General features: G+C 71.5%; 23 protein-coding genes. 9 read left to right on the top strand and 14 right to left on the bottom strand.

All coding sequences use genetic code 11. The annotated features are described in order from the left end of the window. Nucleotides 1-241 precede the first annotated feature (241 nt). The gene (locus UA75_RS23320; protein ID WP_075742085.1) at nucleotides 242-883 is read right to left on the bottom strand and encodes a bifunctional 4-hydroxy-2-oxoglutarate aldolase/2-dehydro-3-deoxy-phosphogluconate aldolase; all 642 of its coding nucleotides are present in this window, start codon (nucleotides 881-883) and stop codon (nucleotides 242-244) included. A gap of 324 nt (nucleotides 884-1,207) precedes the next feature. On the opposite strand from UA75_RS23320, the gene UA75_RS34735 reads away from it, so the two are divergent. The 6 genes from UA75_RS34735 (at nucleotide 1,208) to UA75_RS23275 (ending at nucleotide 7,999) form a co-directional block, all read left to right on the top strand. Continuing rightward, complete coding sequence (locus tag UA75_RS34735; protein WP_232251113.1) at nucleotides 1,208-2,545, top strand: sugar kinase; 1,338 nt, start codon at nucleotides 1,208-1,210, stop codon at nucleotides 2,543-2,545. A 70-nt stretch (nucleotides 2,546-2,615) separates the two neighbouring features. After that, the gene (locus UA75_RS23305; protein ID WP_075742084.1) at nucleotides 2,616-3,359 is read left to right on the top strand and encodes an IclR family transcriptional regulator; all 744 of its coding nucleotides are present in this window, start codon (nucleotides 2,616-2,618) and stop codon (nucleotides 3,357-3,359) included. 63 nt (nucleotides 3,360-3,422) lie between these two features. After that, nucleotides 3,423-3,833 (top strand): RidA family protein, encoded by a 411-nt coding sequence (locus UA75_RS23300; protein ID WP_075742083.1) that lies wholly within the window; start codon nucleotides 3,423-3,425, stop codon nucleotides 3,831-3,833. 329 nt (nucleotides 3,834-4,162) lie between these two features. Further along, on the top strand, nucleotides 4,163-5,452 hold the full coding sequence (locus tag UA75_RS23295) for a glucarate dehydratase family protein (protein WP_232237374.1): 1,290 nt from the start codon (nucleotides 4,163-4,165) through the stop codon (nucleotides 5,450-5,452). Between the two features lie 936 nt (nucleotides 5,453-6,388). Next, a complete protein-coding gene (locus UA75_RS23285; protein WP_075742081.1) occupies nucleotides 6,389-7,378 on the top strand; it encodes a 2-hydroxyacid dehydrogenase in 990 nt (329 codons plus the stop codon). A 414-nt stretch (nucleotides 7,379-7,792) separates the two neighbouring features. Then, the gene (locus tag UA75_RS23275) at nucleotides 7,793-7,999 is read left to right on the top strand and encodes a hypothetical protein (protein ID WP_157434385.1); all 207 of its coding nucleotides are present in this window, start codon (nucleotides 7,793-7,795) and stop codon (nucleotides 7,997-7,999) included. A gap of 113 nt (nucleotides 8,000-8,112) precedes the next feature. Here the strand turns inward: UA75_RS23275 and UA75_RS23270 are convergent, their stop codons facing one another. The 11 genes from UA75_RS23270 to UA75_RS23220 all read right to left on the bottom strand — a co-directional run bounded on the left by UA75_RS23270 (nucleotide 8,113) and on the right by UA75_RS23220 (nucleotide 19,356). Continuing rightward, a complete protein-coding gene (locus UA75_RS23270; protein WP_075742078.1) occupies nucleotides 8,113-9,120 on the bottom strand; it encodes an o-succinylbenzoate synthase in 1,008 nt (335 codons plus the stop codon). A gap of 464 nt (nucleotides 9,121-9,584) precedes the next feature. Further along, nucleotides 9,585-10,688, bottom strand: coding sequence for a dihydrofolate reductase family protein (locus UA75_RS23265; protein WP_075742077.1), 1,104 nt, complete (start codon nucleotides 10,686-10,688; stop codon nucleotides 9,585-9,587). Then, complete coding sequence (locus tag UA75_RS23260) at nucleotides 10,685-11,053, bottom strand: ArsR/SmtB family transcription factor (RefSeq protein WP_232237373.1); 369 nt, start codon at nucleotides 11,051-11,053, stop codon at nucleotides 10,685-10,687. Before UA75_RS23260 ends, UA75_RS23265 begins: the two co-directional genes overlap by 4 nt. Before the next feature lie 213 nt (nucleotides 11,054-11,266). After that, nucleotides 11,267-11,818, bottom strand: a complete 552-nt coding sequence (locus UA75_RS23255) for a DUF6886 family protein (protein ID WP_075742075.1) — start codon at nucleotides 11,816-11,818, stop codon at nucleotides 11,267-11,269. A 128-nt stretch (nucleotides 11,819-11,946) separates the two neighbouring features. Then, nucleotides 11,947-12,663, bottom strand: coding sequence for a sulfite exporter TauE/SafE family protein (locus UA75_RS23250; protein ID WP_075742074.1), 717 nt, complete (start codon nucleotides 12,661-12,663; stop codon nucleotides 11,947-11,949). Next, complete coding sequence (locus UA75_RS32140) at nucleotides 12,660-13,820, bottom strand: ABC transporter ATP-binding protein (protein ID WP_412459527.1); 1,161 nt, start codon at nucleotides 13,818-13,820, stop codon at nucleotides 12,660-12,662. Before UA75_RS32140 ends, UA75_RS23250 begins: the two co-directional genes overlap by 4 nt. Continuing rightward, nucleotides 13,813-14,835, bottom strand: a complete 1,023-nt coding sequence (locus tag UA75_RS23240) for an ABC transporter ATP-binding protein (RefSeq protein ID WP_075742073.1) — start codon at nucleotides 14,833-14,835, stop codon at nucleotides 13,813-13,815. The genes UA75_RS32140 and UA75_RS23240 overlap by 8 nt, the downstream gene beginning before the upstream one ends. Further along, nucleotides 14,832-15,794, bottom strand: coding sequence for an ABC transporter permease (locus tag UA75_RS23235; RefSeq protein ID WP_075744115.1), 963 nt, complete (start codon nucleotides 15,792-15,794; stop codon nucleotides 14,832-14,834). Before UA75_RS23235 ends, UA75_RS23240 begins: the two co-directional genes overlap by 4 nt. Before the next feature lie 17 nt (nucleotides 15,795-15,811). After that, on the bottom strand, nucleotides 15,812-16,741 hold the full coding sequence (locus tag UA75_RS23230) for an ABC transporter permease (RefSeq protein WP_075742072.1): 930 nt from the start codon (nucleotides 16,739-16,741) through the stop codon (nucleotides 15,812-15,814). Nucleotides 16,742-16,752: 11 nt separating this feature from the next. After that, a complete protein-coding gene (locus UA75_RS23225; RefSeq protein ID WP_083683506.1) occupies nucleotides 16,753-18,333 on the bottom strand; it encodes an ABC transporter substrate-binding protein in 1,581 nt (526 codons plus the stop codon). Between the two features lie 132 nt (nucleotides 18,334-18,465). Next, complete coding sequence (locus tag UA75_RS23220) at nucleotides 18,466-19,356, bottom strand: LysR family transcriptional regulator (RefSeq protein ID WP_075742071.1); 891 nt, start codon at nucleotides 19,354-19,356, stop codon at nucleotides 18,466-18,468. Nucleotides 19,357-19,469: 113 nt separating this feature from the next. Between UA75_RS23220 and kdgD the strand changes: the two genes are divergently transcribed. The 3 genes from kdgD (at nucleotide 19,470) to UA75_RS23205 (ending at nucleotide 23,276) form a co-directional block, all read left to right on the top strand. Continuing rightward, nucleotides 19,470-20,390 carry a 5-dehydro-4-deoxyglucarate dehydratase gene (gene kdgD / locus UA75_RS23215; protein ID WP_075742070.1) on the top strand — a complete coding sequence of 307 codons (921 nt, stop codon included), beginning with the start codon at nucleotides 19,470-19,472 and terminating at the stop codon, nucleotides 20,388-20,390. Continuing rightward, on the top strand, nucleotides 20,387-22,015 hold the full coding sequence (locus UA75_RS23210; protein ID WP_075742069.1) for an aldehyde dehydrogenase (NADP(+)): 1,629 nt from the start codon (nucleotides 20,387-20,389) through the stop codon (nucleotides 22,013-22,015). The genes kdgD and UA75_RS23210 overlap by 4 nt, the downstream gene beginning before the upstream one ends. 301 nt (nucleotides 22,016-22,316) lie before the next feature. Continuing rightward, a complete protein-coding gene (locus UA75_RS23205) occupies nucleotides 22,317-23,276 on the top strand; it encodes a 2-hydroxyacid dehydrogenase (RefSeq protein WP_075744113.1) in 960 nt (319 codons plus the stop codon). Between the two features lie 94 nt (nucleotides 23,277-23,370). Here the strand turns inward: UA75_RS23205 and UA75_RS23200 are convergent, their stop codons facing one another. Further along, complete coding sequence (locus tag UA75_RS23200) at nucleotides 23,371-23,733, bottom strand: hypothetical protein (RefSeq protein WP_075742068.1); 363 nt, start codon at nucleotides 23,731-23,733, stop codon at nucleotides 23,371-23,373. 269 nt (nucleotides 23,734-24,002) lie between these two features. Then, the gene (locus UA75_RS23195) at nucleotides 24,003-24,650 is read right to left on the bottom strand and encodes a TetR/AcrR family transcriptional regulator (protein WP_075742067.1); all 648 of its coding nucleotides are present in this window, start codon (nucleotides 24,648-24,650) and stop codon (nucleotides 24,003-24,005) included. Nucleotides 24,651-24,721 lie beyond the last annotated feature (71 nt).

Below are 24,721 nucleotides of genomic sequence, written 5' to 3'. Positions count from 1 at the left end.
CGAGCGTGGTCGGCCTCGGCTGTGGCGCTCGTGCCGGTGGTGGCGACGGTGTTCGTGGCGGTGGTGCCTGCGGACCTGCTGTCCACGGCGGGTCCGCCGGACACCGGCCCTCCGTGGAGTTCGGGCTCTCCGTGGGGTGTCGGTCCGCTGTCGGTAGGGGAGCGGAGGTCCGCGACCGTCGCGACCTCGGGGCGACCGCCGATCGGCCTGCGGTGTTCGCCGCCGCGGCTGCGTCGGGGATTCACGGGCTCACCGCCCGGACGAGAGCCCGAGCCCGGTCGGTGATCTGCGACCAGTCCCCGGCGGCCACTGCTGGAGGCGACACCACATCGGCGCCCGCCGAGACCGCGACGGCACCTCGGGCGAGGTAGTCGGCGGCCGTCTCGACGGTGACTCCGCCGGAGGGCACCAGCCGGGCTTCGGGAAGGGGGCCGAGCAGGTCGGCGAGGTACTTCGGGCCGAGCCTGCCCGCCGGGAAGATCTTGACCGCGGCGACGTCGAGGTCCAGCGCGGCGAGCACCTCGCTGGGGGTGAAGGCACCGCCCAGCAGCGGCGTCCCGCTCTGGCGGGCAACATCGGCGACGTCCCGGCGCAGGCCGGGAGTGACGAGGAACCGGGCGCCCGCATCGACGGCCTGACGAGCCTGGTCACCCGTGCGCAGCGTGCCCGCGCCGACGACGCCGCCCAGCCACTCCATCGCCTCGGCCGCGACGGTGAGGTGCGAGAGGACGTCGGGGGTGGTGAAGGTGAACTCCACGGCGCGGATGCCGCCCGCCACCAGCGCGGCGCACAGCTCTGCCGCGTCCGGGATCTCCGGCGCGCGGACGACCGCCAGCAGCCGATCGGCCTCGATGACTCGCATCGCGGCGGCGTCGATGCTCATCGTCGGCCGCACCCTCGGACACCCTGAGTGTCGATCGCGTCCATCTGTCGCTCCTCTGCGGACTGGTCCGGTTGACCCGGCACCGGTCGGTTGTGCGCGTGGGGCCGGCCGACACTCGGCCGATTCCGCCACCCGAACGGCTTCGTTGCGCATTTTGCAACGGCCGTTGCGTAATTCGATGGAGAGGTTGTAGCATTCGCTCGCATCGAGGTCAATGACTCGGCGTAGTCGGCGCCCTCGACGTGATCCGGGTCTCTCGGCGCAGTCCCTCCGGTCGGCCCCGACTCGTAACCGTCTCCACGCCACGTGATCAGGGAGCTGCGCATGCCGACATCGCCGCCGGAGCCGAGGGCCGTCTGCCTCGGCGAGTCGATGATCGTGCTGGTTCCGGATCAGGTCGGTCCGCTGGAGGACAGCGCCGTGTTCCACCGGTCGGCAGGCGGCGCGGAGTCCAACGTGGCGGGAACCCTCGCCGGGTTGGGCATCGCCACGAGCTGGCTCTCCCGACTCGGCGCGGACGGCTTCGGTCGTTACGTGCTCGCCGACATCGCGGCCAGGGGAGTCGACGTCTCCGGCGTCGAATTGGACCCGCTGCGGCCGACGGGCCTCTACGTCAAGGAACGGGCCGCGCCGGCCGCCGGAAGCGGACTCGACACCGAGCAGGCCGGGGAGTCCGGCGGCACTGATTCCGGCGGCACTGATTCCGGAGGCGGACGGCGGGCCGACGGTGACGGCGCGGCGGACGGCCCGGACGGTGTCGGCCCGGACCGTGATGGCGCGGACACTGTCGGTCCGGACACTGCCGGCCCGGACACTGTCGGCCCGGACGGTGTCGGCCCGGCGGCCGATGCCTCGGCGGGAGACGGCGCGGACGGGCCGGATGCGGACGGGCCGGATGCGGACGGGCCGGGCGCGGACGGCCGTGGCGCGAACCGCCGCAGTGGGGCGGGGCAGGGTGACGTCACGCGTCGCCGGATGCACTACTACCGCTCCGGCTCGGCGGCCTCGGTCATGTCACCCGCGTTGCTGGCAGGCGGCCCACAACGCGAACTGCTCGCCGCCGCAGACCTGGTGCACGTCACCGGCATCACCGCCGGGATCTCCGACTCGGCGGCGGAACTGCTGTTCACACTGCTCCGCAGGCCTCGCACAGACACCCTCGTCAGCTTCGACCTCAACTGGCGACCGATCCTCTGGCACGACCGCGATCCCGCGACACTGACCCGGCTCTGCGCGCTCGCCGACATCGTGCTGCTCGGATCCGACGAGGCCGAGGCGGTGCTGGGCGCCGCCGAGCCCGCGCGACTGCGGGAGATCCTGCCCGAACCGCGCACGCTGGTCGTCAAGAACGACGCACACGATGCCGTGGCCGTGGACCGCGACGGCGCTCAGACGACGGTGCAGGCCCTGCGTGTCGACGTCGTCGACACGGTCGGCGCGGGTGACGGCTTCGCTGCCGGATACCTCGCCGCCACCCTGCGCGGCCTGCCGCCGCGACAGAGCCTGCGCTTGGGGCACCTCTGCGCCGCGCTCGCGTTGACGGTGGCCGGAGACCACGGTCCACCGCCACCGCCCGAGAGCGTCGACGCGCTGTTGACCTGCACCGATCAGCAATGGGCGAGCATCGTGGTCGGCGCAGACGGCCTCCGGACCTCGCCCTGACGGCGGTAGCGTACGGACGCCTCGGCGGCGACCGCCGAGGCGGACGAGCGCGTCATGAGGAGCGGAAGAAGTGAGTCAGAGCCTGACCAAGGCATTGCGCATTCTCGTCGAACTCGGTGAGCAGGCACGCTCGCTCACCGAACTCGCCGAGCGTCTCGACGTGCACAAGACCACGGTGCTACGACTGCTGCGGACGATGGAGGACGAGCGGTTCGTCTTCCGCGACGAGAGCCATCGCTACCACCTCGGCTCGCGACTCTTCGCGTTGTCCAGCCTCGCCCTGGAACAGCGTGAGGTCCGCAGCATCGCCGCCCCACACCTCGCCGAGCTGAACCGGCGCACGGGACAGACCGTCCACCTCGCCACCTTCGAGGGCGGTGAGGTCGTCTACGTGGACAAGTACGACTCGCGTCATCCGGTGCGGATGTACTCCAGGATCGGGCTGCGGGCGCCGTTGAACTGCGCGGCGGTGTCCAAGGTGATCCTGGCGGCGATGCCTGCGACGCAGCGTCGCCAGGTGATCGACGGGATCGACTTCGTCCGCTTCACCGACCGCACGATCACCGATGCCGCCGCATTGCACGACGAACTGGATCGCGTCGCCGCCCAGGGACATGCCGTCGACCGTGCGGAACACGAGTCGTTCATCAACTGCATCGGCGCACCGGTCCACGACGCGGGCGGGCGGGTCGCCGCCGCCGTGTCGGTCTCGGTGCCCGACGTCGTCCTGGGCTATGAGCAGGTGTTAGAGCTGCTGCCCGACCTGCTGGCCACCGCCGCGTCGATCTCCCGCGACTGCGGCTTCCATCCCTGACACCCGAACCGACCGTCGGGTGCCGGGCTCGCCCGCACCGAAGAATCGAGAGGAACCCGTCCCATGTCGCACCCCAAGACCGCCCTCCGCACCGATGCCGCACCTGCGCCCGCCCATACCTTCTCGCAGGGCGTTCGCAAGGGCCCGATCCTTCAGGTGTCCGGGCAGGGGCCGGTCGACCCGGACAGCAACGCCTACGTCTTCCCCGGCGACGTCCGGGCGCAGACCACCAGAACGCTCCGCAACATCGAGGCGATCCTGGCGGCGGGCGGGGCGAGCTTCGACGACGTGGTGATGCTGCGGGTCTACCTGACCACTCGCGACGACTTCGCTGCGATGAACGAGGCCTATGGAGAGTTCGTCTCGGCCCGTGTCGCCGGGGGTGTGCTGCCTGCCAGGACTACGGTCTTCACCGGCCTGCCTCGGGAAGAGATGCTGGTCGAGATCGACGCGATGGCCGTGCTCGACTCCTGAGCGGATCTGCTTTTCTGAGCGTGTCTGCCTCCTGAGGTGGGTGTGGGTCGTCGGGGTCGTCGTCTGCGGGAGCCGCGCCGACCTCACCGCCGTCCGCCGCTCAGCCGGGGTGCCGCCCGCCGGTACGAGTACGGCTTTCTGAGTGCCTGATGCCGTGACTCGGCGCGGCGGCCCGCTCGGCGGGCGAGTCGGCCGGACCGCGACCCGACGGCCGAAACTGTCTTCGATTATGTCTGACGTCTACCCATGTGGACAGCGTCTGGTTAGACTGCACCGGTATCCATCGATCGCCGACGATCGCAGTCGGTCGACTCCTCGGAGGAGCCTTGGTGCCCGAGAGCGTGACAACCGAGCCGCATCGCATCCGCGAGGTCCGGGTGACCCCGGTCGCCTTCCGGGACCTGCCGCTGCTCAACGTCGTCGGCGTCCATGAACCCTTCGCGCTGCGCGCGATCATCGAGATCGTCACCGACTCCGGACTCGTCGGACTCGGTGAGACCTACGGCGACGCGGGTCACCTGGATCGGATTCGCCTGGCCGCCGCGCAGCTCATCGACGTCGACGTCTGGGACGTCAACGAGATCGCGCGACGAGTCCACGCCACCCTGGCCGCCGACACGTCCAAGGCGGGACACGGCATGAGCGGCATGGTGACCGGCAGCAGCACCGCCGACCGTGTGCTCTCTCCTTTCGAAGTCGCCTGCCTGGACATCCAGGGCCACGCCATCGGGCGTCCGGTCAGTGACCTGCTCGGTGGTGCGGTGCGGGATCGGGTCGACTACAGCGCCTACCTCTTCTACAAGTGGGCAGGTCACCCCGGCGGGGCCGAGGACCAGTGGGGCGCCGCCCTCGACCCGGACCAGCTCGTGGCCCAGGCCCGCCGGATGATCGACGAGTACGGCTTCAGCGCGATCAAGCTCAAGGGCGGGGTGTTCCCTCCCGAAGAGGAGATCGAGGCGATTCGGGCGCTGCGCCGAGCCTTCCCCGACTACCCGCTGCGCATCGACCCCAACGGCGCATGGACGGTGGAGACGTCCATCCGCGTCGGCAAGGAGTTGGACGGGGTCCTGGAATATCTGGAGGACCCGACCCCCGGCATCGAGGGCATGGCCAGTGTCGCCAGAGAGGTCTCGATGCCGCTGGCGACGAACATGTGCGTCGTCGCCTTCGACCACGTCAAGCCCGCCGTGGCACAGGATGCCGTCGGCGTGATCCTCTCCGATCATCACTTCTGGGGCGGTCTCGGCCGTTCACGGGTGCTCGCGGGCATCTGTGACACCTTCGGGATGGGACTCTCGATGCACTCGAACTCCCACCTGGGCATCAGTCTCGCCGCGATGACGCATCTCGCAGCGGCCACGCCGAACCTCAACTACGCCTGCGACACGCACTGGCCGTGGAAGTCGGCCGACGACGACGTGGTGGTGCCCGGCGTGCTGCGCTTCGAGCAGGGCGCGGTGCCGGTGCCCACCGGCCCGGGCCTCGGCGTCGAGCTGGATCGTGATGCGCTGGCCAGGCTGCACGAGCAGTACCTGAGCAGCGGGATTCGGGAGCGCGACGACACCGGCTACATGCGCAGGGTCCAGCCCGACTTCGACCCCACGGCTCCGCGCTGGTGACGACGTGCCCTCGGCGCGTGCGGCGACCCGAAGGCAGGCCCGGCGGTCGGCAGCCCTGCGGCGGCCGCCGAGATCGGGTATGGGCGGCAGTCGGATCGGACGCCCACCCGATCGCGCGGGCCGGGAGGTGTCGGCCGAGCCGCCGCATGGACTCCCACGGCGCGACCGGGAGCCCGGCCAGCGTGGCGTCGGCCGTGGCGCGACCATGTCGCCCGACCAGGCCGCCGAATGTGGTGCAGACGGCCACTGCGGTGAGTGCCGTGAACGCGGCTACTGCGGTGAGTGCGGTGAACGTGTGAATGACCATGACACGACTATCGAACATGTGTTCTATTTGGGCAAGATATCGATCGAGTGGAGTGTGGATCGCGCGGTCCGGCGGCGGCACCCGACACGGCGGCATCCGACCCGGCGGCATCTGCCCCGGCCGCACTCGGCCTCGAGCGCGCCGAGCAGCACGCCGGGCGAGCGGCGCAGGCCCGCATGCCGAAGCCGTTCAGCGGCGCCGCCGATCCCTGGCGATGCCGCGCCGTCCGCAGCAGCGAACGGGATGCGTGCAGACCGACACACCAGGTCGGCTGGGCCACCGGCAGACGGCGGGTATGAACCGGCACCCGGACCACGGCCCGCCACCGAGACCCTGCCACCAGCCCCCGCCCGAGACTGCCGCCAAACGCCGCGCGAGAGCTCGCCACCAGAAACCCGTCCACCAAGGACCCAACACCGAAACCCGTCCACTGAGGGCCCGTCCCCTGCGGACCCGTCCCCCGAGGACTCCGCCGCCTAGACCCGCCGCCCAGCCCGCCGCCTAGACCCGCCGCCCAGACCCGCCGCCCAGCCCGCCGCCTAGACCCGCCGCCTAGACCCCCGGCCCGAGGCCCCGCCACCGACACCCCGCCACCGACACGGCGATCCCGAGGAAGGACCCTGTAGGCGATGAAGATCGTCCTGACCGATCCGGTGCTGATCCGGTTCTTCACCCCCGAGCTGACCGCTGCGGGCGCCGACGGCCATGACTGGCGGCTGCTGGCCGGTCGCCCCGACGACGAGGTGGCCGAGGAACTCGCCGACGCCGACGTGCTGGTGGCCGCCAGGATGACGCCTGCGATGGCCGAGCGCGCCGAGCGGCTGAGGCTGGTGCACGTCACCGGCGCGGGCTACGACCGCATCCCGTTGGACGCGTTGGCCGCAGACGTGACGGTCTGCAACACCTTCCACCACGGCCGATCCATCGCCGAGCACGTCGTGATGGTGACCATGATGCTCTCGCGTCGGGTCCTGCCCGTCGAGCGTCGGTTCCGTGCGGGCGAGTGGGAGTCCGTGGTGTTGGACTCCGCCGCGCCGTTGGGCCTCGGCCTCGCGGGCCGTACGGTCGGCGTCATCGGGCTCGGCGAGATCGGTCAGCAGCTGGTGCGGGCGACGACCGCGCTGGGCATGCGGGCCCGTGCGGTCCGCCGGAATCCGCGGGCCCCGCTGCCAGCCGACCTGCGACTGGATCATGTCGGCGGCGACGACGACCTCGACACGCTGCTCGGCGCCTCCGACGTCGTGGTCGTCACGGTGCCCTTGTCGGCGGCCACCACCGGCCTGCTCGGCGCCGAGGAGATCGCCGCGATGCGTCCCACCGCGCTGCTGGTCAACGTCGCGCGCGGCCCGATCGTCGATGAGGACGCGTTGTACGAGGCGTTGGAGCAGCGGCGGATCGGCGGTGCGGCGCTGGACGTCTGGTGGTCGCATCCCAAGGACGGCGTCGGCACCCGAGGTCATACTCGGCCGTTCCACACGCTGGACAACGTCGTGCTCACGCCGCACCACTCCGGGCACACGGCGGAGACCTTCGGCGGCCGGGCCGCCGAGATCGCGGCGAACATCGGGCGGCTGGCGGCGGGGGAGCCGCTGACGAACGTGGTGCGCGCGGGGCGGTGACGGGCAGGCCGCCGTGCCCGTCGACCGGAGGGGACCGCCTGCCGGGGGCCCGGTGGGCCGGACCGGTCGACGGGAGCCTCACCGACGCGGCGGGAGTGGCGACTCGGGAACGGCCGACGTGCCGCCCCGCCGTCCCCCCAGCGGCATTTCGGCAGGTTCTTCGAAGCAGGCCCGCGTGCAGACCAGGGCTCGGCAGCTCAACGGCTCGGCGTGCGCCGGGATTGCGGCGTTGCGCCGCACCAGTCGACCCCTCGCCGCCTCGCCCGCGCCGATCGCCTGAGGACGCGGTCGGAACTCCCGAGCTCGCCGCGCGGCGAAACCCGCGCGATCATCCGACGAGAGCCTGTTGTGCTCCGGCGGGTCCATACTCAGGATCGAACCCGCAGGCGCGGCTGCGACGTCTCCCGAGGCGGCGTGTCCTCCCGACCGGCCGCGGCGGTGGAGGCGTTGCTGCGGTTCATCCCGTTGGGCCGGAACTGGATGAGCGCGGCCCTGGCTGCGGGCTGGTTCGGCCTGGTGAGCGGGTTTCCGCTGGGACGGGGGACCTATGACCCCGGGTCGTCCGGCCATCGCGCCGACGACGGGTCGGCGATCCTGATGCGAGGGCAGCCCGAACGCTGACGGCAGATCGGTGCGGCAGCGCACCCCGGGCGGACCGGGGCGGAACGGCCCGATCTCGACGACCCTGGCAAGGAACCGGCGAGCGACGCGGGGCTGCCGGGCGTCGATGTGGATCAGTCGGGTAGTGCCCTCCCCCGGTCGTCGAGCACGGCGCGTACCCGGCGGAGGCGGTCCCGCCACCACCGCACGCGCTCGGGATCGGTCGGCTCGTAGGTCGCCAGCAATGCCGGATCGGGCGCGACGGGCTTGCGGGGCACCGGAAGCCAGCCGCCGACGGGCCGCAGGGACGACGCCTCGGCGACCACGTCGCCGCGCAGCAGCGACAGCGTGCCCAACCCGCAGGCCAGATCCAGGGCGGGCAGCGCACCTGCGAGCGCGAGTTGGGCGCCGAGCCCGACGCTGGTCTCCAGCGCGGAGGAGATCACACACGGCAGCCCGGCAGCCTCGGCCACCCGCAGCGCGCGCCGGACCCCGCCGAGCGGCGTGCACTTGAGCACCGCGATGTCGGCCGCTCCCGCCACGGCCACCCGCAGCGGGTCCTCCGCACGCCGGATCGACTCGTCGGCGGCGATGGGGACCGTCACCCGGCGGCGGACGGCCGCCAGTTCCTCGATGGTCCGGCACGGCTGTTCGACGTACTCCAGGCCGCCTGCCGCCGTGTCGAGCAGGCGGATGCCGGTCACCGCGCCGTCGACGTCCCAGGCCGCGTTGGCGTCCACCCGGATCGCGCCGTGCGGGCCTAGGGCGTCGCGAACCGCTCGTACCCGAGCGAGGTCCTCTGCCGAGGAGTCGGGGTGGTCGGCCACCTTGACCTTCGCGGTCTCGCAGCCTGCGGCCTCGACGATCTCGCGAGCTCGCTCGGGGCCGACGGCGGGGACGGTGCAGTTGACGGGAATCCGGTCGCGTACCGGCTCCGGCCAGCCCTCGGTGCACTGTTCGACGGCGGTGGCCAGCCAGGCGGCCGACTCCTGGTCGTCATACTCCGGGAACGGGCAGAACTCGCCCCACCCCGCAGGCCCCTCGAACACCATCCCCTCTCGCACGGTGATGCCCCGGAAGCGGGTGCGCATCGGGATGGCGTAGACACGCGCGTTCTCGAAGTCGATCTCGTTGGTGCTCACCCTGGTGGCTTCCTCGGCTCGACGACAATGGCGGGCTGCGGATCTGGCGGGGCCGCCCTCGGTTCGGGACCTCGGAATCCGCATCGCAGTCCGATTCGGACGGACGATGAGGACGATGCCGGCAGGTGTATCGAGTTCGTCCCGACCGACGTCGTCCAGCGCGACCGACCTCGGCGTCTTGCGCGCTGAAACCGGCCTCGGCCTGTCGCCGAAGTCCGTCGCCAGTGTGCCGAGCCTAGTGATCGACCCGGTGGAGAGGGTGCCGTGCCCCGCCCGACCCTGTCGTGCAGGCAGCGGTGTTCCCCGATGCGGACACCGACCGGCGGCCGCGAATCGGGGCGCCAGGACTCGGGCCGCCGGACCCCGTAGGCAGCCCGCGGCAAGGCTATGGCACGACTACGACGAGGCAGGCCGCAGTCGAACAAGCCGCAGTCGAACGGGCAGGCAGGTCCGCCGGGCGCCGGTCACCGCAGCACCCGGTAGGTCAGGTGCTGCGCGGCGGGTGTGGCCGTCGAGTCGAGCAGCTCCAGCCGCACGGCGGCGGCCGTCGACGTCGGGAACAGCGGGGTGCCCGCACCGAGCACGACGGGAGCGACGTGCAGTGAGAGGACGTCGACGAGCCCGGCGCGAAGGAACTCGTTCGCCAGCGCGCCGCCGCCCATGATCACGACGTCCTTGCCTGCGGCGACGGCCTGCGCCTCGTGCAGGGCCTGCTCGAGACCTCCGGTGACGAAGGTGAACCGGTCGGCCAGTCGCACCGTCTCCGGCACCGAGTGGGTCACCACGAACGCAGGCGGCGGGGCCGACTGGTCGCGCTCCCCGCCGTAGCCGAGGTCGCCCTGCCAGCCGTGCGGTCCGTCAACGAAGTCGAAGGTGCGCCGTCCCATGATGGTCGCGCCGGTTCTGGCGACGGAGGCCGCGATCAGCTCGGCCGTCTCCTCGGTCTGCTCGCCCATCACCCAGGCGTGCAGGACCTCGCCGCCGATGCCGACTCCGTGCTCCAGATCGGCGCCGGCAGCGGTGACGTATCCGTCCAGCGACATCGAGATGTCCACGACGACCCGACCGGCGGAGACCGACTCGGGCGGCGTCTCGACCGGCAGCGTCTCGGCGAGCCGGTCCATCGAGTCCCGGACGCCGTGCGCCATCCCCGCGTCGATCGCGGCGTCGCGGGCCTCGATCGAGGGGAACACGGAGCGGGTGCGCAGCCGAGTGCGGCCGCCGAGGTCCTCGAGTTCGGTGGTCTCCAGGCTGACCTGGCCTGGGGCGCCTTCGTACTCGAAGGTCTTGATGATCAGCGTGTTCGCGACGACGGTGTGGAAGACGCCTCGGAAGGCGTAGTGACCGCCTGCCGCGTCGCGGTGGACATAGCGGTAGGCACCCGCCTGTCGTGCGTCGTACTCCTCTACCCGCAGGTCCAGTTCGCGCGGGCCGAGCCACCGGGCGACGAGGTCGGGCTCGGTCGAGGCGCGGAAGACCTGCGCGGGCGTGGCGTCGAACTCTCGCTCGATGTCGATGAACGGGGTGTGGGGCTCGGACGTGATGGTGGTGGGTTCGCGGCTCGTCATTCCTGCTCCTTGAGGGTGTCGAGGACGGCGTCGAGACTGCGGTGGCGTCGCTCGACGACCAGTCGGTGCGTGTCGATCCAGCTCGTCAACGCCTCCAGCGCGGCCGGATCGAGGTGGCAGGGGCGACGTTGGCCGTCCCGGCTGCGGGTGATCAGTCCGGCGGCCTCTAACACCTGGATGTGTCGTGAGACGGCCTGTTTGGTGATCGAGAACGGCTCGGCGAGTTCGTTCACCGTCGCGTCGCTGCGGGACAGCCGCGCGATCAGCGCCCGGCGGACGGGATCGCCCAACGCGGTGAACGCCCGGTCCAGGCGGTCCTCCTCATCGGCAGACACGGTGAGATCAACCAATCTGTTGTTCAACAAGTTAGTTGACTATAAGCTCCGGCCCGGCGGCGTAGGCAACGGGGTTCGTCGCGGCGACCGCGCCGTCTGCCGTCCCACCGGCCTCGGCCGGGCCTCTGATCGGAGGGCAGGCTGGCGCGGACCCGCGTCCGAGGCGCTCAGGTCGTCGACGCGATTCGGGCGGTCGGGCGATGAGGGAACGGACGGCGATTCCCGAACACGATCAGCCGATGGTCAGCCGTCCGGGTGTCCCGGCCGTGCAGCGGCGTTCCGCATGCGGATGCCGCTGAACCCGAGCGTGCTCGTCACGACCGAGTCCCAGAAGCCCCACAGGTTGTCGAGCACGCGAAGTTGGATGCCCGCCGACCGGTGAAGTTCGAGGAGATCACCGACGAGTTCCGGCGGGCCGAGCGGCTCGACGGGCTCGACCGCGACCATCGCGCTCGGCTCGGGCTCGCCGAAGGGCGTGAAGTGCTGTGCGGAGAAGCGATAGGCGAACAACCGGACGCCGAGGAACTCGGCCACCCGGCTGTACTCGATCGCGTGGACGCGGTCCCCGCCGCCGGGGCCGAGGATGCGCTCGCGGTCGACCGTCGACGTCGTGGGCAGCGTCCATGCCATCGCGCGCGGACAGTCCCGGGGGAACCAGTAGTCCGGGGCGCGAGGGTCGTCCACCGCCCAGACATAGGCTTTCGGCTGCCTCGCCGTGGCGGCGACGTGCGGCACGAACCTCGTGATCGAGGGGTCCTCGGAGAAGTGCAGCACCTGTCCCGGCTCGGGTCGCATGCCCTACTCCTAGCGCATCGGCGACCCGAGGTGCCCGCGAATTCCGGACAGGCGGCGGCCCGACTCGGTCGGCGCAGGGCAGGGCTCGACGCCGCGCCCCGCGGCCCGCGGACTCCCGCCGCCGTCGATCAGACGAACTGCTGGACGATCAGCACCACGGCCCCCAGCACCGACACCGTCAGCACCACGTATCTGATCCGGCGGACGTCGAGCCTGCGGGCCAGCGGGCGGGACAGGAGCAACCCGAGCGCGGCGGCGGGCAGCAGCAGCGCGGTGTGGGTGACGATCTCGGCGGTGACCTGGCCTGCCACCGCCAGCGCGACCAGGCTCATCACCGAGCCGACCAGGAAGAACGCGCCCATCGTGCCGCGCAGCGCCGGTCCGACCTTGCCCTGCCACACCAGGGCCATCGGCGGGCCCCCGATCGAGGTCGCGGTGCCCATGAGGCCGGAGGCCGCCCCGGCGGTGATCACCGCACCCGTCGTCGGTCGTGGGGCGAAGCCTCGGATCGTGATGAAGACGCCGAGCAGTACGACACCCGCCAGGAACAGACTCAACGCCTGGGTCGGCAGCACGGCGACCAGCGCCGCGCCCGCGATCACGCCCGGCACCCGGCCCAGCAGGGCCCAGCCCGCGCCCCGCAGGTCGAGGTGTTCGCGCTCCAGCACCACGGTGGCGGCCGTGACCCCGGTGGCCAGCAGCATCACGCCGACCGGCACCAGACTCGGCTCCACCAGCGCCATCACCGGTCCCGCCAGCATTCCGAGGCCGAAGCCGATGGACGCCTGAAGGAAGGCGCCCACCAGCACGACCACGCCGAGCAGGACCAGCTCGGCGACGCTCACGAGTGAATGGGCGCACCCGAGGCGTCCAAGGGGAAGTGACAGAGACCGAGGTGTTCGACATGGCGTGGATTCACAGCAGCCGAACCTAGTCCGGCCGCAGCGGCCGACGTCGCGGTGGGCTGCTCGACGTCGTCGGCGACCGGCGTCGTCGGCGAGTCGACCGATCCCGACACCGATCCCGCCACCACCGGCGCGGGCTCCACCTCGGCACAGCGTGCGGCCGCGTACGGGCAGCGGGTGCGGAATCGACAGCCCGACGGCGGATTCAGCGGCGAGGGCACCTCGCCCTCCAGCAGGATGCGCTTGCGGCCCTGCGCCGCAGGCGACCGGTCCAGCGTCGGCGCGGCCGACATCAGCGCCGCCGTGTACGGGTGCAGCGGGCGGTCGAAGACGTCTTCGGTGGGGCCCTGCTCGATGACCTTGCCCAGGTACATCACCGAGACCCGGTCGGCGACATGGCGCACCACCGACAGGTCGTGGGAGATGAAGACGTAGGAGACGCCGAGTTGCTGCTGGAGATCGGTCAGCAGGTTGAGCACCTGGGCCTGCACCGACAGGTCCAGCGCGGACACCGGCTCGTCGCAGACGATGATCTCCGGGTCCAGCGCCAGCGCGCGGGCGATGCCGATCCGCTGGCGCTGCCCGCCGGAGAACTCCTGCGGATAGCGCTCGGCGTCGCCCTCGCGCAGCCCGACCAGGTCGAGCAGCTCCCGAACCCGGGCGGCGCGGGCCGAGGCCGTCGGCATCACGTCGCGGTGGGTGCGCCAGGGTTCGGCGATGATGTCGGCGGCGGTCATCCGCGCGTTGAGCGACGCGTACGGGTCCTGGAAGACCATCTGCACCCGGCGTCGCCACGCCAGCAGTTCCCGACCCTTCAGCGCGAAGGGATCGACGCCGTCGAACCGGATCTCGCCGGAGTCCGGGCGCTCCAACAACAGCAGCACGCGGGCGAGCGTGGACTTGCCGCACCCGGACTCGCCGACGAGGCCGAGGGTCTCGCCCCGGCCCAACCGCAGGTCGACGCCGTCCAGCGCCGTCAGTCTGGTGTTGCCGGAGCTGTTCCTGGCGACGCGGAACGTCTTGGTGACTCCCGTCGCCGAGAGCAGCGGCCCCCGGTCGGCGGCGGAGCGGCGGGGGAGGGTGGCGGTCTCAGACACGGGCGAGCTCCTCCGAGAAATGGCACGCGGCGGCGCGGCCGGGGCCGGTGGGCGCGAGCACCGGACGTTCCTCGACACAGCGGTCCCTGGCCATCGGGCATCGGGCCTGGAACACGCAGCCGGTGGGCACGGCGCTGAGCTGCGGCGGACTGCCCGGCACCGATGGGAGCCGCTCGCCCTTGGCGACCCGCTCCGGGACCGAGTCGAGCAGGCCGCGCGTGTACGGGTGACGGGGGCTGGCGAACACCTCGTCCACCAATCCCGTCTCCACGACGCTCCCGGCGTACATGATCGCGACGTCGTCGGCGTGCTCGGCGACCACCGCGAGGTCATGGGTGATCAGCACGACCGCCATGTCCTGCTTGACCTGGAGGTCCTTGAGCAGCCGCATGATCTGGGCCTGCACCGTGACGTCGAGTGCGGTGGTCGGCTCGTCGGCGATCAGCACCGCCGGATTCAGCGCGACGGCCATCGCGATCAGCAGCCGTTGCCGCATGCCGCCGGAGAACTGGTGCGGATAGGACCGCGCGCGGACGTGCGGCTCCGGGATGCCGACGAGGTCCATCAGCTCCACGGCCCGCTTGCGTGCCTCGCGGCGGGACGCGCCCTCGTGGATGCGGAACGGCTCGCCGAGCTGGGCGCCGACCGTCTGCACCGGGTTCATCGCCGTCAGCGCGTCCTGGAAGACGATGGACAGCACCGGGCCGGCGAGCTTGCGCCTGCTGCGCCGATCGAGGCCGATGACGTCGGTGCCCGCGACGCGGACCGAGCCGCCGGTGACCTCGGCGACCGGATCGAGCAGACCGACGACCGCCTGGGCGGTGATGGACTTCCCGCAGCCGGACTCGCCGAGCAGGGCCAGCGTTCGCCCGGAGTGGGCGGCGAAACTGACCTGATCGACGGCGCGGACCTCGCCCGCAGCGGTGCGCAGGTCGACGCAGAGCCGCTCGACCTCCAACGCCGCTCCGTCCGTGGTGCCGCCCTGCTGGCGTGCGGAACGAGTCGTGACGCTCATGAGGTGACCTCCGGGGCGGCGGGGCCTGCACCGCGCTTTCGGCGCGGCAGGGTGAGTCGCCACCGCTGGCCGGGATCGGTGGCGAGCCGGACCCAGGCGGCGAGGATGGTGGCGGAGACGGTCGTGACCACGATCGCGACCCCGGGCAGCACGGCGATCCACCAGGCGGTCTGGAGATACTGCCTGCCCTGGGCGACCATCAGCCCCCAGCTCACCTCGGGCGGCTGGATGCCGATGCCCAGGAAGCTCAGCGACGACTCGGTGAGCATCACGAAGCAGAAGTCCAGGGTCGCGACGGTGAGCAGGGTGGGCAGCGCGATGGGCGCGACGTGCCGGACGAGCGTCGGACCGGTCCTGGTGCCGAAGGTGCGGGCGGCGTCGACGAACAGCCTGCTCTTCAACTCCGCCGCCTCGGCGCGGGCGGTCCGCAGATAGACCGGGATGCGGGCCACGGCGAGGATGGCCACGATGTTGGCCACGCTGGGCTCGAACACGTACAGCACGACCACGGCCAGCAGCAGCGACGGGAAGCTGAGGATGACGTCGGCGACGCGCATCGAGACGTTCTCCCGCCAGCCGCCGCTGTAGCCCGCCCACATGCCCCAGGACGAGCCGATCAACAGCGAGAGCAGCACGGCGGGGATGGCGACGGACAGGGTGGTGCCGCCCGCCTCGATCAACCTCGCCAGCATGCTGCGGCCGAGGACGTCGGTGCCGAGCAGGCCGAAAAAGCCGTGATCGAAGGACGGCGGACGCAGCGAGTCACCGAGGTCCTGCCGGACCGCACGGTCGCCAAGGAACAGCGGTGCGGCGGCCGAGACCAGCACGATCCCGCCGAGGAGCACGGCGGCGACGGCGGCGAAACGGTCCCGGCCGAGCAGGGTCCACCATCGCGTACGACGTCGGGTGCGGGGCGAGGCCGCCTCGGCCCGCGCCGGGTCGTCGAGAGACTGGGTCATCGAGAGTGGCTCCTTCCTCACGCGGGGACGGTCTGGCGGACGCGGTTGTCGAGCAGGGCGTAGCAGACGTCGATCACGATGTTCAGGACGAAGATCGTCACCGCCGTCAGCAGCACGGCGGTCTGGAGGACGGCGAAGTCACGTTGGAGGATCGAGTCGATCATCAGCTTGCCGATGCCCGGCCAGCCGAAGATCGTCTCGACCACCACGGCCCCGTTGACCAGACCGATCGTCAGGTCTCCCGCCACGGTCAGCGCGGGCACCGAGGCGTTGCGCAGGGCGTGGCCGAACACCACCCTCGGCTCGCTCGCTCCCTTGCTGCGGGCCACCTTCACGTACGGCGCGGACAGCGCGGCGACCATTGCGCCGCGCACGACCTGCACCAGCACGCCGAAGGGCCGGATGAGCAGCGTCGCGATCGGCAGGATCCACACCTCGAGGCCGCCGTCGACGCCCGAGGTGGGCAGCCACTCCAGACCGACGCCGAGGATCAGCACGCCCATGATGGCGAACCAGAAGTCCGGGATGCTGGCGGCGGTCATCGACAGGAAGCTGGCCGAACGGTCGGCGGGGGAGTTCGGCCGGTAGGCGGCCAGGCTGCCCAGCAGCACCGCGCCGACGATCGCGATGAGCATCGTGACGGCGGCGAGCTGAAGCGTGGCGGGGAAGGCCGCGAGCACCATGTCGCCCGCGGGCTGCCCCGTGCGCAGCGAGACGCCGAAGTCGAAGCGGATCACCTGGCCGAGGTAGTCCCAGAGCTGGACGTAGATCGGCTGGTCGAATCCGTTCGCGGCGGCGAACTCGGCACGCTGTTCCGCCGTCGCGCTGACCGGCAGGTAGAGGTTGGTCGGATCGCCGGTGAGCCGGGCGAGGAGGAAGACGCCGAAGACGACGACGACCAGCGGGATGGCGCTGGAGATGATGCGCTTGCGCAGGAAGGTCAGCATGGTGAGTCCTCTCAGCGCTCGGGCCGGACGTCGGCGAGCCGCAGCTCGTCGCCGGTGGCGGAGTTCGGCTCGTAGGAGACCCGAGGGGAGATGCCCAGCAGTCCCTGCATGTGGGCTAGGTAGGCGTACTGCGCAAGGGTGTCGTTCTGCTCCGCGAAGACCCCGGCGAAGGCGTCCTGCCGATCGTCGCCTGCGGTCTGATCGGCCTCGGCGATCAGCTCGTCGAGCTCCGGGGTCCCGAAGGTCGACTGTGGACCATCGGAGAGCAGGTACTGGCTGGTGGTGAATCCGGCGTCGCCCGCCTGGTTGCCGTGCATGATCAACAAGGCGACGGGGCCCACGTCCTCGGGGAGGGGCCGGAGCTGATACTCCAGGTGGGCGGCGGTGTCGGCCATCTGGATGCGTACCTGGAGGCCTGCCTGGGCCAGCTGGTACTGCAGGGCCTCGGCGGTCTCGGCGACCTTGGGGAACTGGCCGTTGCGGGCGATCAGCGTGATCTCGCGGTCGACCGGGACGCCGTCGGCGGCGGCCTCCTCGACCAGGGCGCGGGCCGCGTCTGGATCGGCGGCGCCCACGGTCAGCTCCGAGTTGTGGCCGACCACCCCCTCGGGCACCAGTTGCGCGGCGGGCACGGCCATGCCGTCGAAGAGCGCGTCGGTGATGCCGTGTCGGTCGATGGCCAGATCGATCGCGCGGCGCACGCGGATGTCGTCGAGCGGGGCCTCCCGGCCGTCCAGCCGCAGCGCGGTCGTCTCGTTGTTGGGGTAGGGCAGCGAGTTCTCCGGCGTGGCGTCCTCGGGGTTGAGGCCGGTGGCGATGTCGGCCTCGTCGGTGGCGATCATCGCCGCGCGCACGCTGGACTCCGTCCGCCAGACGTACCGGACGCGGGCGAAGGCGGGTGCCTCGCCCCAGTAGTCGTCGTGGCGGCGCAGGCTGATGGAGACGCCGGTGTCCCAGGCCGCGACGGCATAGGGGCCGGTGCCGATCGGCTCCCGGACCTTGGCCTCGGTGCTGGTGGTGCGCGGGACGACCTCGATGAAGCTCAGCCGCAGCGGGAGGATCGGGTCGGCCACGTCGGTGGTGATGGTGAGGGTCGTGTCATTGACGACCTCCAGGCCCAACTCCTGATCGCCGAAGACGTAGCCGTCCACATTGCACGCGAGCGCGGAGTTGTTGACGGCCCGGTCGATCGAGAACGCGGCGTCCTCGGCGGTGAAGGCGGCGCCGTCGTGGAAGGTGACGTCGTCGCGGACCTCCATTCGCCACTCGGTGTCGGTGACCTGTTCCCAGGCGGTGGCCAGCAGGGGCTCCAGCTCGCCGGTGGTCGGGTCGCGCTCGATGAGCGGCTCGCTGATGTTCGAGCGGGTGACCACGCCGGTGGACGTCAGCGACGCCTCACACGGCTCCAAGGTCGGCGGCTCCTGGTCGAGGACGATGCGCAGGGAGTCCCCGGCCTCACCCGCGTCGCCCGTGCTGTCGCTGTTGGCCACGGTGCAGGCACTCGTGGCGGCGGCGAACACCAACATCGCGGCGAGGCCGCTCCTGGCTCGGGACCGTCCGATGCGGACGGGGCGGTGCACGGAAGACAACATCGTCTCTCCGAGAGTCGTGGTGGGTGCTGAACGGGCCGATCTGGCGCCAGAGTGTCTACAAACGCGCACTTGGTCTGTATGGGTAGACAGACCGTAGGCCTGCCACCGGAGAGCGTCAAGACTTCGACGAGATCAGAGAGCGGTCAGCCTCAGCAGCGCGTCCAGCGCCGGATCGTCGTGGTCACTCCGCCAGACACAGTGCGCCTCCACCAGGTCCGGCGCAAGACCCGCGATCTCGGTGAACGCCAGGTTGGGCAGCCGGAGCCGGGAGGACGACCTCGGCACGAGCGCGACGCCCAGGCCCGCGTCCACTAGGGCCAACAGGCTCTGCACCTGCCCGACCCGCTGGACGTAGCGCGGCTCGACGCCCGCGTTGCGGAACACCGTGATGATGAGTTCGTGCAGGTAGCGCGCCTCGACGGGGCTGTAGGTGATGACGGCGTGCTCGGCGACGTCGGCGAGCCTGGGCGGGCGGCCGAGTCGGGTCAGCGGATGGTCGCCGGGACAGGCCAGGATCAGGCTCTCGGCGTGCACGCGCCGCACGCTGAGCACGTCGGTCGGGGTGACGCCCCTGGCCAGCCCGACACTGAGCTCCCCGGCCAGCAGGGCCTCCACCTGGTCCCTGGTCACCATCTCGGTGAGGGTCAGCCGGACGGCGGGCAGATGAACGGCCGCCGTCTTGATCCAGCTGCCGAGCACGGTCTGGGCGGAGACGGCGGTGAACCCGATGCGCAGCACACCCGTGGTGCCCTCGGCGGCATGCTGCGCGGCCAGCGGCGCGGCGTCGACCAGGCTCAGGATGCGCCTCGCCTCGGCCAGAAAGGCCTCGCCCGCCTGCGTGGGGATCACGGCCCGCGCGGCGCGGACCAGCAGTTCCACCCCGAGTGACCGCTCCAGCTTCTGCACCTGACGGCTCAACGGCGGCTGGGTCATCCGCAGGCGGGCGGCGGCCCGGCCGAAGTGGGCCTCCTCGACCACGGCGACGAAGCCTCGAAGCTGATCCAACGTGAACGGCGCGGCCACCGGGTCTCCTCTCGATGCGTTGAAGGTATCAATCGATGCGTATTTCGTGTTAGACAGGTATTGGTCGAACTCCTTAGCCTCGGCGGGAGTCCCTCGACACTGGAGCCTGAGCCATGACGCTGTTCACCCCAGAGGATCTGCGGTCCGTCCTCGGGACTGGCCTGCTGACCTTCCCGGTCACGCACGCGACACCTGACTTCGCCTTCGACGAGGACGGCTACCGCGAGCACGTGGCCTGGCTCGGCACCTTCGCCGCCTCTGGCGTCTTCGCCGCAGGCGGCACCGGCGAGTTCTTCTCCCTCCTCCCCGACGAGGTCGGCCGCGTCGTGCGCGCCGCCGTCGCGGCCACCCCCGACGGCAGGCCGGTGATCGCCCCGGCCGGCTACGGCACCGCGCAGGCCGTCGCGATGGCCCGCGACGCCGAGGCAGCAGGCGCGCACGGCGTGTTCCTGCTGCCGCCGTATCTCACCGAGCTGTCCCAGGAAGGGCTCATCGCCCACGTCAAGGCGGTCTGCGAGGCGACCTCGCTGGGCGTGGTGGTCTATCACCGCGCGAACGCCGCCTTCGGCTTCGACGCGGTGCGCAGGCTCGCCGACGAGTGCCCCACCTTCATCGGCTTCAAGGACGGCGTCGGCGACGTCGACCTGATGACGCGCATCTACTCGGCCCTCGGCGACCGCCTGCTGTCGATCGGCGGACTGCCCACCGCGGAGACCTACGCCCTGCCGTACCTGGAGATGGGCGTCACCACCTACTCCTCGGCGATCTTCAACTTCGCGCCGGAGTTTGCCGTCGAGTTCTACGACGCGGTCCGCGCGCGGGACGCCGCGACGGTCTACCGCAAGCTCGACGAGTTCGTGCTGCCCTACCTGGACATCCGCAACCGGCGTGCCGGGTACGCGGTCTCCATCGTCAAGGCGGGCCTGACCGCCATCGGGCGCGGCGCAGGCCCGGTGCGGCCGCCGCTGACCGACCTGACAACCGCCGAACTCGACGACCTCACCGCACTCGTGACGAAGGTGATCAAGGCATGACCTCCTCCGACTCCGCAGGCCCGCCTGCGAACCCCACGGCCGTCAGCGGGGCGATGCTGATCGGCGCCCAGGACGTGCACGGCGAGCACGGCGAGGTGCGCGGCGTCGATCCGCGGACCGGCGAGTCCCTCGAACCCGCCTACGGGCTCGGCGGCACGGCCGAGGTGGAACGCGCGACCCGGCTGGCCCAGGAGGCCTTCGGCGTCTACCGCCAGACCTCGCCCGAGGCCCGCGCGGCCTTCCTGGACAGCGCAGCGAGCAACATCGAGGCCCTCGGCGACGTGCTCGTCGGCCGGGTCGTCGCCGAGAGCGGCATCCCGGAGGCGCGGGTGCGCGGCGAGCTGGCCCGCACCACCAACCAGCTTCGCCTGTTCGCCGCGACCGTGCGGGCGGGCGACTGGCTCGGCGCCCGGCTGGACACCCCCGACCCGACCCGCGCGCCGCTGCCCAAGCCGGACCTGCGCCAGCGCAAGATCCCGCTCGGCCCGGTCGCGGTGTTCGCCGCGAGCAACTTCCCGCTCGCCTTCTCCGTCGCGGGCGGCGACACGGCGTCGGCGCTGGCCGCCGGGGCCCCGGTGGTCGTGAAGGCCCACAGCAGCCACCCCGGCACCTCCGAGCTGGTCGGCCGCGCGGTGCGCGCGGCGGTGGCGGAGCACGGTCTGCCCGAGGGCACGTTCTCGCTGCTGTTCGGCGCCGGTCGCGACCTGGGCACCGCCCTGGTTCGGGACCCCCGGATCGCCGCCGTCGGCTTCACCGGCTCCCGCTCCGGCGGCCTCGCGCTCGTCGAGGCGGCGGCCGGGCGCGCGGTGCCGATCCCGGTGTACGCGGAGATGTCCAGCGTCAATCCGGTCGTGCTGCTGCCCGGCGCGCTGGCCGAGAAGGGCGCCGCGCTGGGCGCTGAGTTCATCGCGTCGGTGACCACCGGAGCGGGCCAGCTCTGCACCAGTCCCGGCCTGGTGTTCGCCGTGGACGCCGATGCGGCGGCGACGGACGCCTTCCTCGCGGCGGCCGCCGCCTCGGTGGAGCAGGCGCCCGCTGCGGCGATGCTCACCACGGGTATCGCCCGCGCCTACCAGGAGGGCGTCGACCGCCTGGCCGCCCGACCCGGCGTCACCGCCGTGGCCGCCGGAGCCTCCGACGAGTCGATCGACGCCTGCGGCCGGGTGGGCCTCTACGTCACCGACGGCGCGACGTTCCTGGCGGACGAGTCGCTGCGCGACGAGATCTTCGGCGCCACCTCGCTGGTCGTCCGGGTGCGCGATCTCGACCAGCTCCGCGAGATCCTCGACGGGCTGGAGGGCCAGCTGACCGCCACCGTGCACGCGGTGGAGTCGGATCACCCGACGGCGGCCACGCTGCTGCCGACGTTGGAGCTGCTCGCGGGGCGCGTGCTGTTCGGCGGCTGGCCGACCGGCGTCGAGGTCGGCCACGCGGTCGTCCACGGCGGCCCGTTCCCGGCGACCTCCGCGCCGGCCACGACCTCGGTCGGCACCAGGGCGATCGAACGGTTCCTCCGCCCGGTCAGCTACCAGAACGTGCCCGACGCCCTGCTGCCGTCGGAGCTGCGAGCCGACAACCCACTGGGCGTCCGGCGTCGTGTCGACGGCGAGCCCGGCCGGGTCTGATCAGGGGCTCCGGCGGAGTCGGCCGTCTGCCGTGCTGCGGGGCGAACCCGCCCGCGCCGCTGCGCACGGCGTGACCTCGGCTCCGCCGGGCCGATGTCGACCGCGCCACAGGCGTGCCCTCGGTCTCGACCGGTTCGGCCGCCACGACTCGAGGTGGCGGCGGTGACCTCCGATCCCGCCGCCACCTCGCCCCACCCGCCTCGCCGAACCCCGCTAAGAGGAGGGTGCGGTGAACGCCGACGGACACCACCACGTGCCGCCGCAGGACGGGACCGCAGGCCCGAGACACGCAGGAGCAGTGATGAACCCCCCAGCACCGAACGGCACGGTCCTCCAGGTCAGCCCGCTGCTGCCCTCGCTAACGGCGGCGCTCGCCACCGGGCATCGCACCGTGGTGCTCGGTGAACAGCCTGATCCGGCGGCCTACCTCGCCGAACACGGCGCCGAGGTGGTCGCGGCCGTCACCACGGCACGCATCGGCGTCGGCAACGACCTGATGGACGCCCTGCCCAACCTGGGTGCGATCGTCCACTTCGGCGTCGGCTACGACACGACCGACGTGATCAGGGCACGCAGCCGGGGCATCGACGTGTCGAACACTCCGGACGTGCTCACCGACTGCGTGGCCGACCTCGCGGTGGGCGCGTTGATCGACGTGCTGCGCGGGCTGTCGGCGGCGGACCGCTACGTGCGGCGGGGCGACTGGCAGCGAGGTGCCTACCCGCTCACCACCAAGGTCAGCAGGAAGCGCGTCGGAATCCTGGGCCTCGGCCGGATCGGGCAGGCGGTCGCTCGTCGACTCGCGGGCTTCGACGTCGAGCTGAGCTATCACTCGCGTCGTCCGGTGTCGGCGGTGCCGTACCGACACGTCGAGTCGGCCACGCAACTTGCGGCTGACTCGGACATCCTGGTGGTCACCACGTCGGGAGGTGCGGAGACCACCGGGCTGGTGTCCGAGGAGGTCTTGGCCGCCCTAGGGCCGTCTGGTTACCTCGTCAACGTCGCGCGAGGCAGCGTCGTCGATGAGAAGGCGCTGGTCTCGGCGCTGGTGGAGCGGCGGATCGCCGGGGCGGCGCTGGACGTGTTCGTCGACGAGCCGAACGTTCCCGCCGAGCTGCTCGACCTGGACTCCGTCGTGCTCCTGCCGCACATCGCCAGCGGCACCCACGAGACCCGGGAGGCGATGGGCGACCTCGCCTATCGCAACCTGCACCAGTTCATGACCGACGGGACGCTGGTGACTCCGGTGCCGCGCGCCTGAGACGCGCGGTCGACACGGGCTGATCAGGCAGTGTGCCGGTGGAAGCCGGTGCTCGCTTCCGGCGAGTGTGCCGCGATCGGCCCGCCGCCGTCGGCTACCGATTCCGGAACTGATCCCGGGCGGCCGTTTCCGCCGGGTTCAGTTCCTCCAGGACGATCTGGATGGCGCCCGTCGCCGAACCCGTCTGCATGGCGAAGCGTGCCTGGGAGATCGGCCGGGTCAACGGATTGCGCCGATGGGCCTCCGCCGCCTTCTCCGCCGCCTGGATCGCCCGGACTGCGGATGCGAGACGCCGTTGGAGCTGCTCCGCCTCGGGGTCGAGCAGCTCCACGGCGCAGGCGATGACCCTGTCGGCGGCGCCGTCCAGTTCGCTGACGCGATGGATGCAGGCCGGGGTCTTGAAGGTCATGAGCAGGTCGCGGACCTCGCGGAGACTCGCTTCGGCATTCGTGGTCACCCGGCCAGTATGCCCATGTCCAGCGTCGGCAGTCCGTCTGATGTCGGGTCTGATCCAGGTACGCGCAACGACGTCGTCCGATGTGGACGAAGCATTCTCAGTCGCCCCCGGCGGATCAAGAACACGCTGCCTGCCGATGCCGGAGAGCAGCCCTGGCAGTCCCAGGCGGAGAGCATCATCCCGTTCTGCGAGCCCTCGTGATGTGGTCCCGTCGGCCGACGACGGGTTCCGTCCTCGACTGGTGCAGCCTGCTCCGGGGGGCCTGTGGCTCATCGTCGGACGAGGTCGTCGACCTCGGCGGCGAAGAGCTGTGCGGGGTCGAAACCCATAGCGGTGAAGTGGCCTGCGAGTTCCAGGGAGAGGACGCCGTGGAGTCGGGTCCAGAAGGTCAGGGCCCGGTGGAGCACCTCGGGTGACGCGGAGTGGCCTGCCGCCCAGTGCCGATGGTCGTGGAGGTGGATGGCCAACGGTGTCGGGGGTCGCCTCGGCAGCGTGACGTAGGCGTCGAGCAGGACGGTCATGATCTTGCCCGAGATGGCGGTGGTGTCGGCGGGGGCGTGGTAGCCCGGAATCGGGGTGCCGTAGATCAGCAGGTATCGGTGGGGGTCGGCCAACGCCCAGCGTCGCAGGGCGTGGGCGAGGGCCCTCGGGTCGGCGCCCTGGGTGGCGGCGGTCTGGTGGACGGCGTCGGCGAGGCTGCGGTAGGCGTCTCGGATGAGTTCGGTGATCAGCTCGTCGCGGCCTGCGTAGTACCGGTAGAGCGCGGGGCCGCTCAGGCCCATCTGCTTGGCGATCGCGTTGAGGGAGAGCGCGGAGGTGCCCGCAGCGGCGATCTGCTGCCGCGCGTGGTCCTTGATCTCCTCGCGTACCTGAGCGCGGTAGCGCAGACGGGGGGTCGTTGCCTCGGTGTCGGCCATGGCCCGCCTTCTCCTAGTCGGCTGATCGACGCTCCCGCCGCGCTCCCGGCTCATCACGCCTGGTGGGAAGC

It is taken from the genome of Actinoalloteichus sp. GBA129-24, from assembly GCF_001941645.1.
Taxonomy (GTDB): Bacteria; Actinomycetota; Actinomycetes; order Mycobacteriales; family Pseudonocardiaceae; genus Actinoalloteichus_A; species Actinoalloteichus_A fjordicus.
Note: the sequence above shows the minus strand (reverse complement) of the source record. Positions and strands in the feature narration are given on the sequence as shown.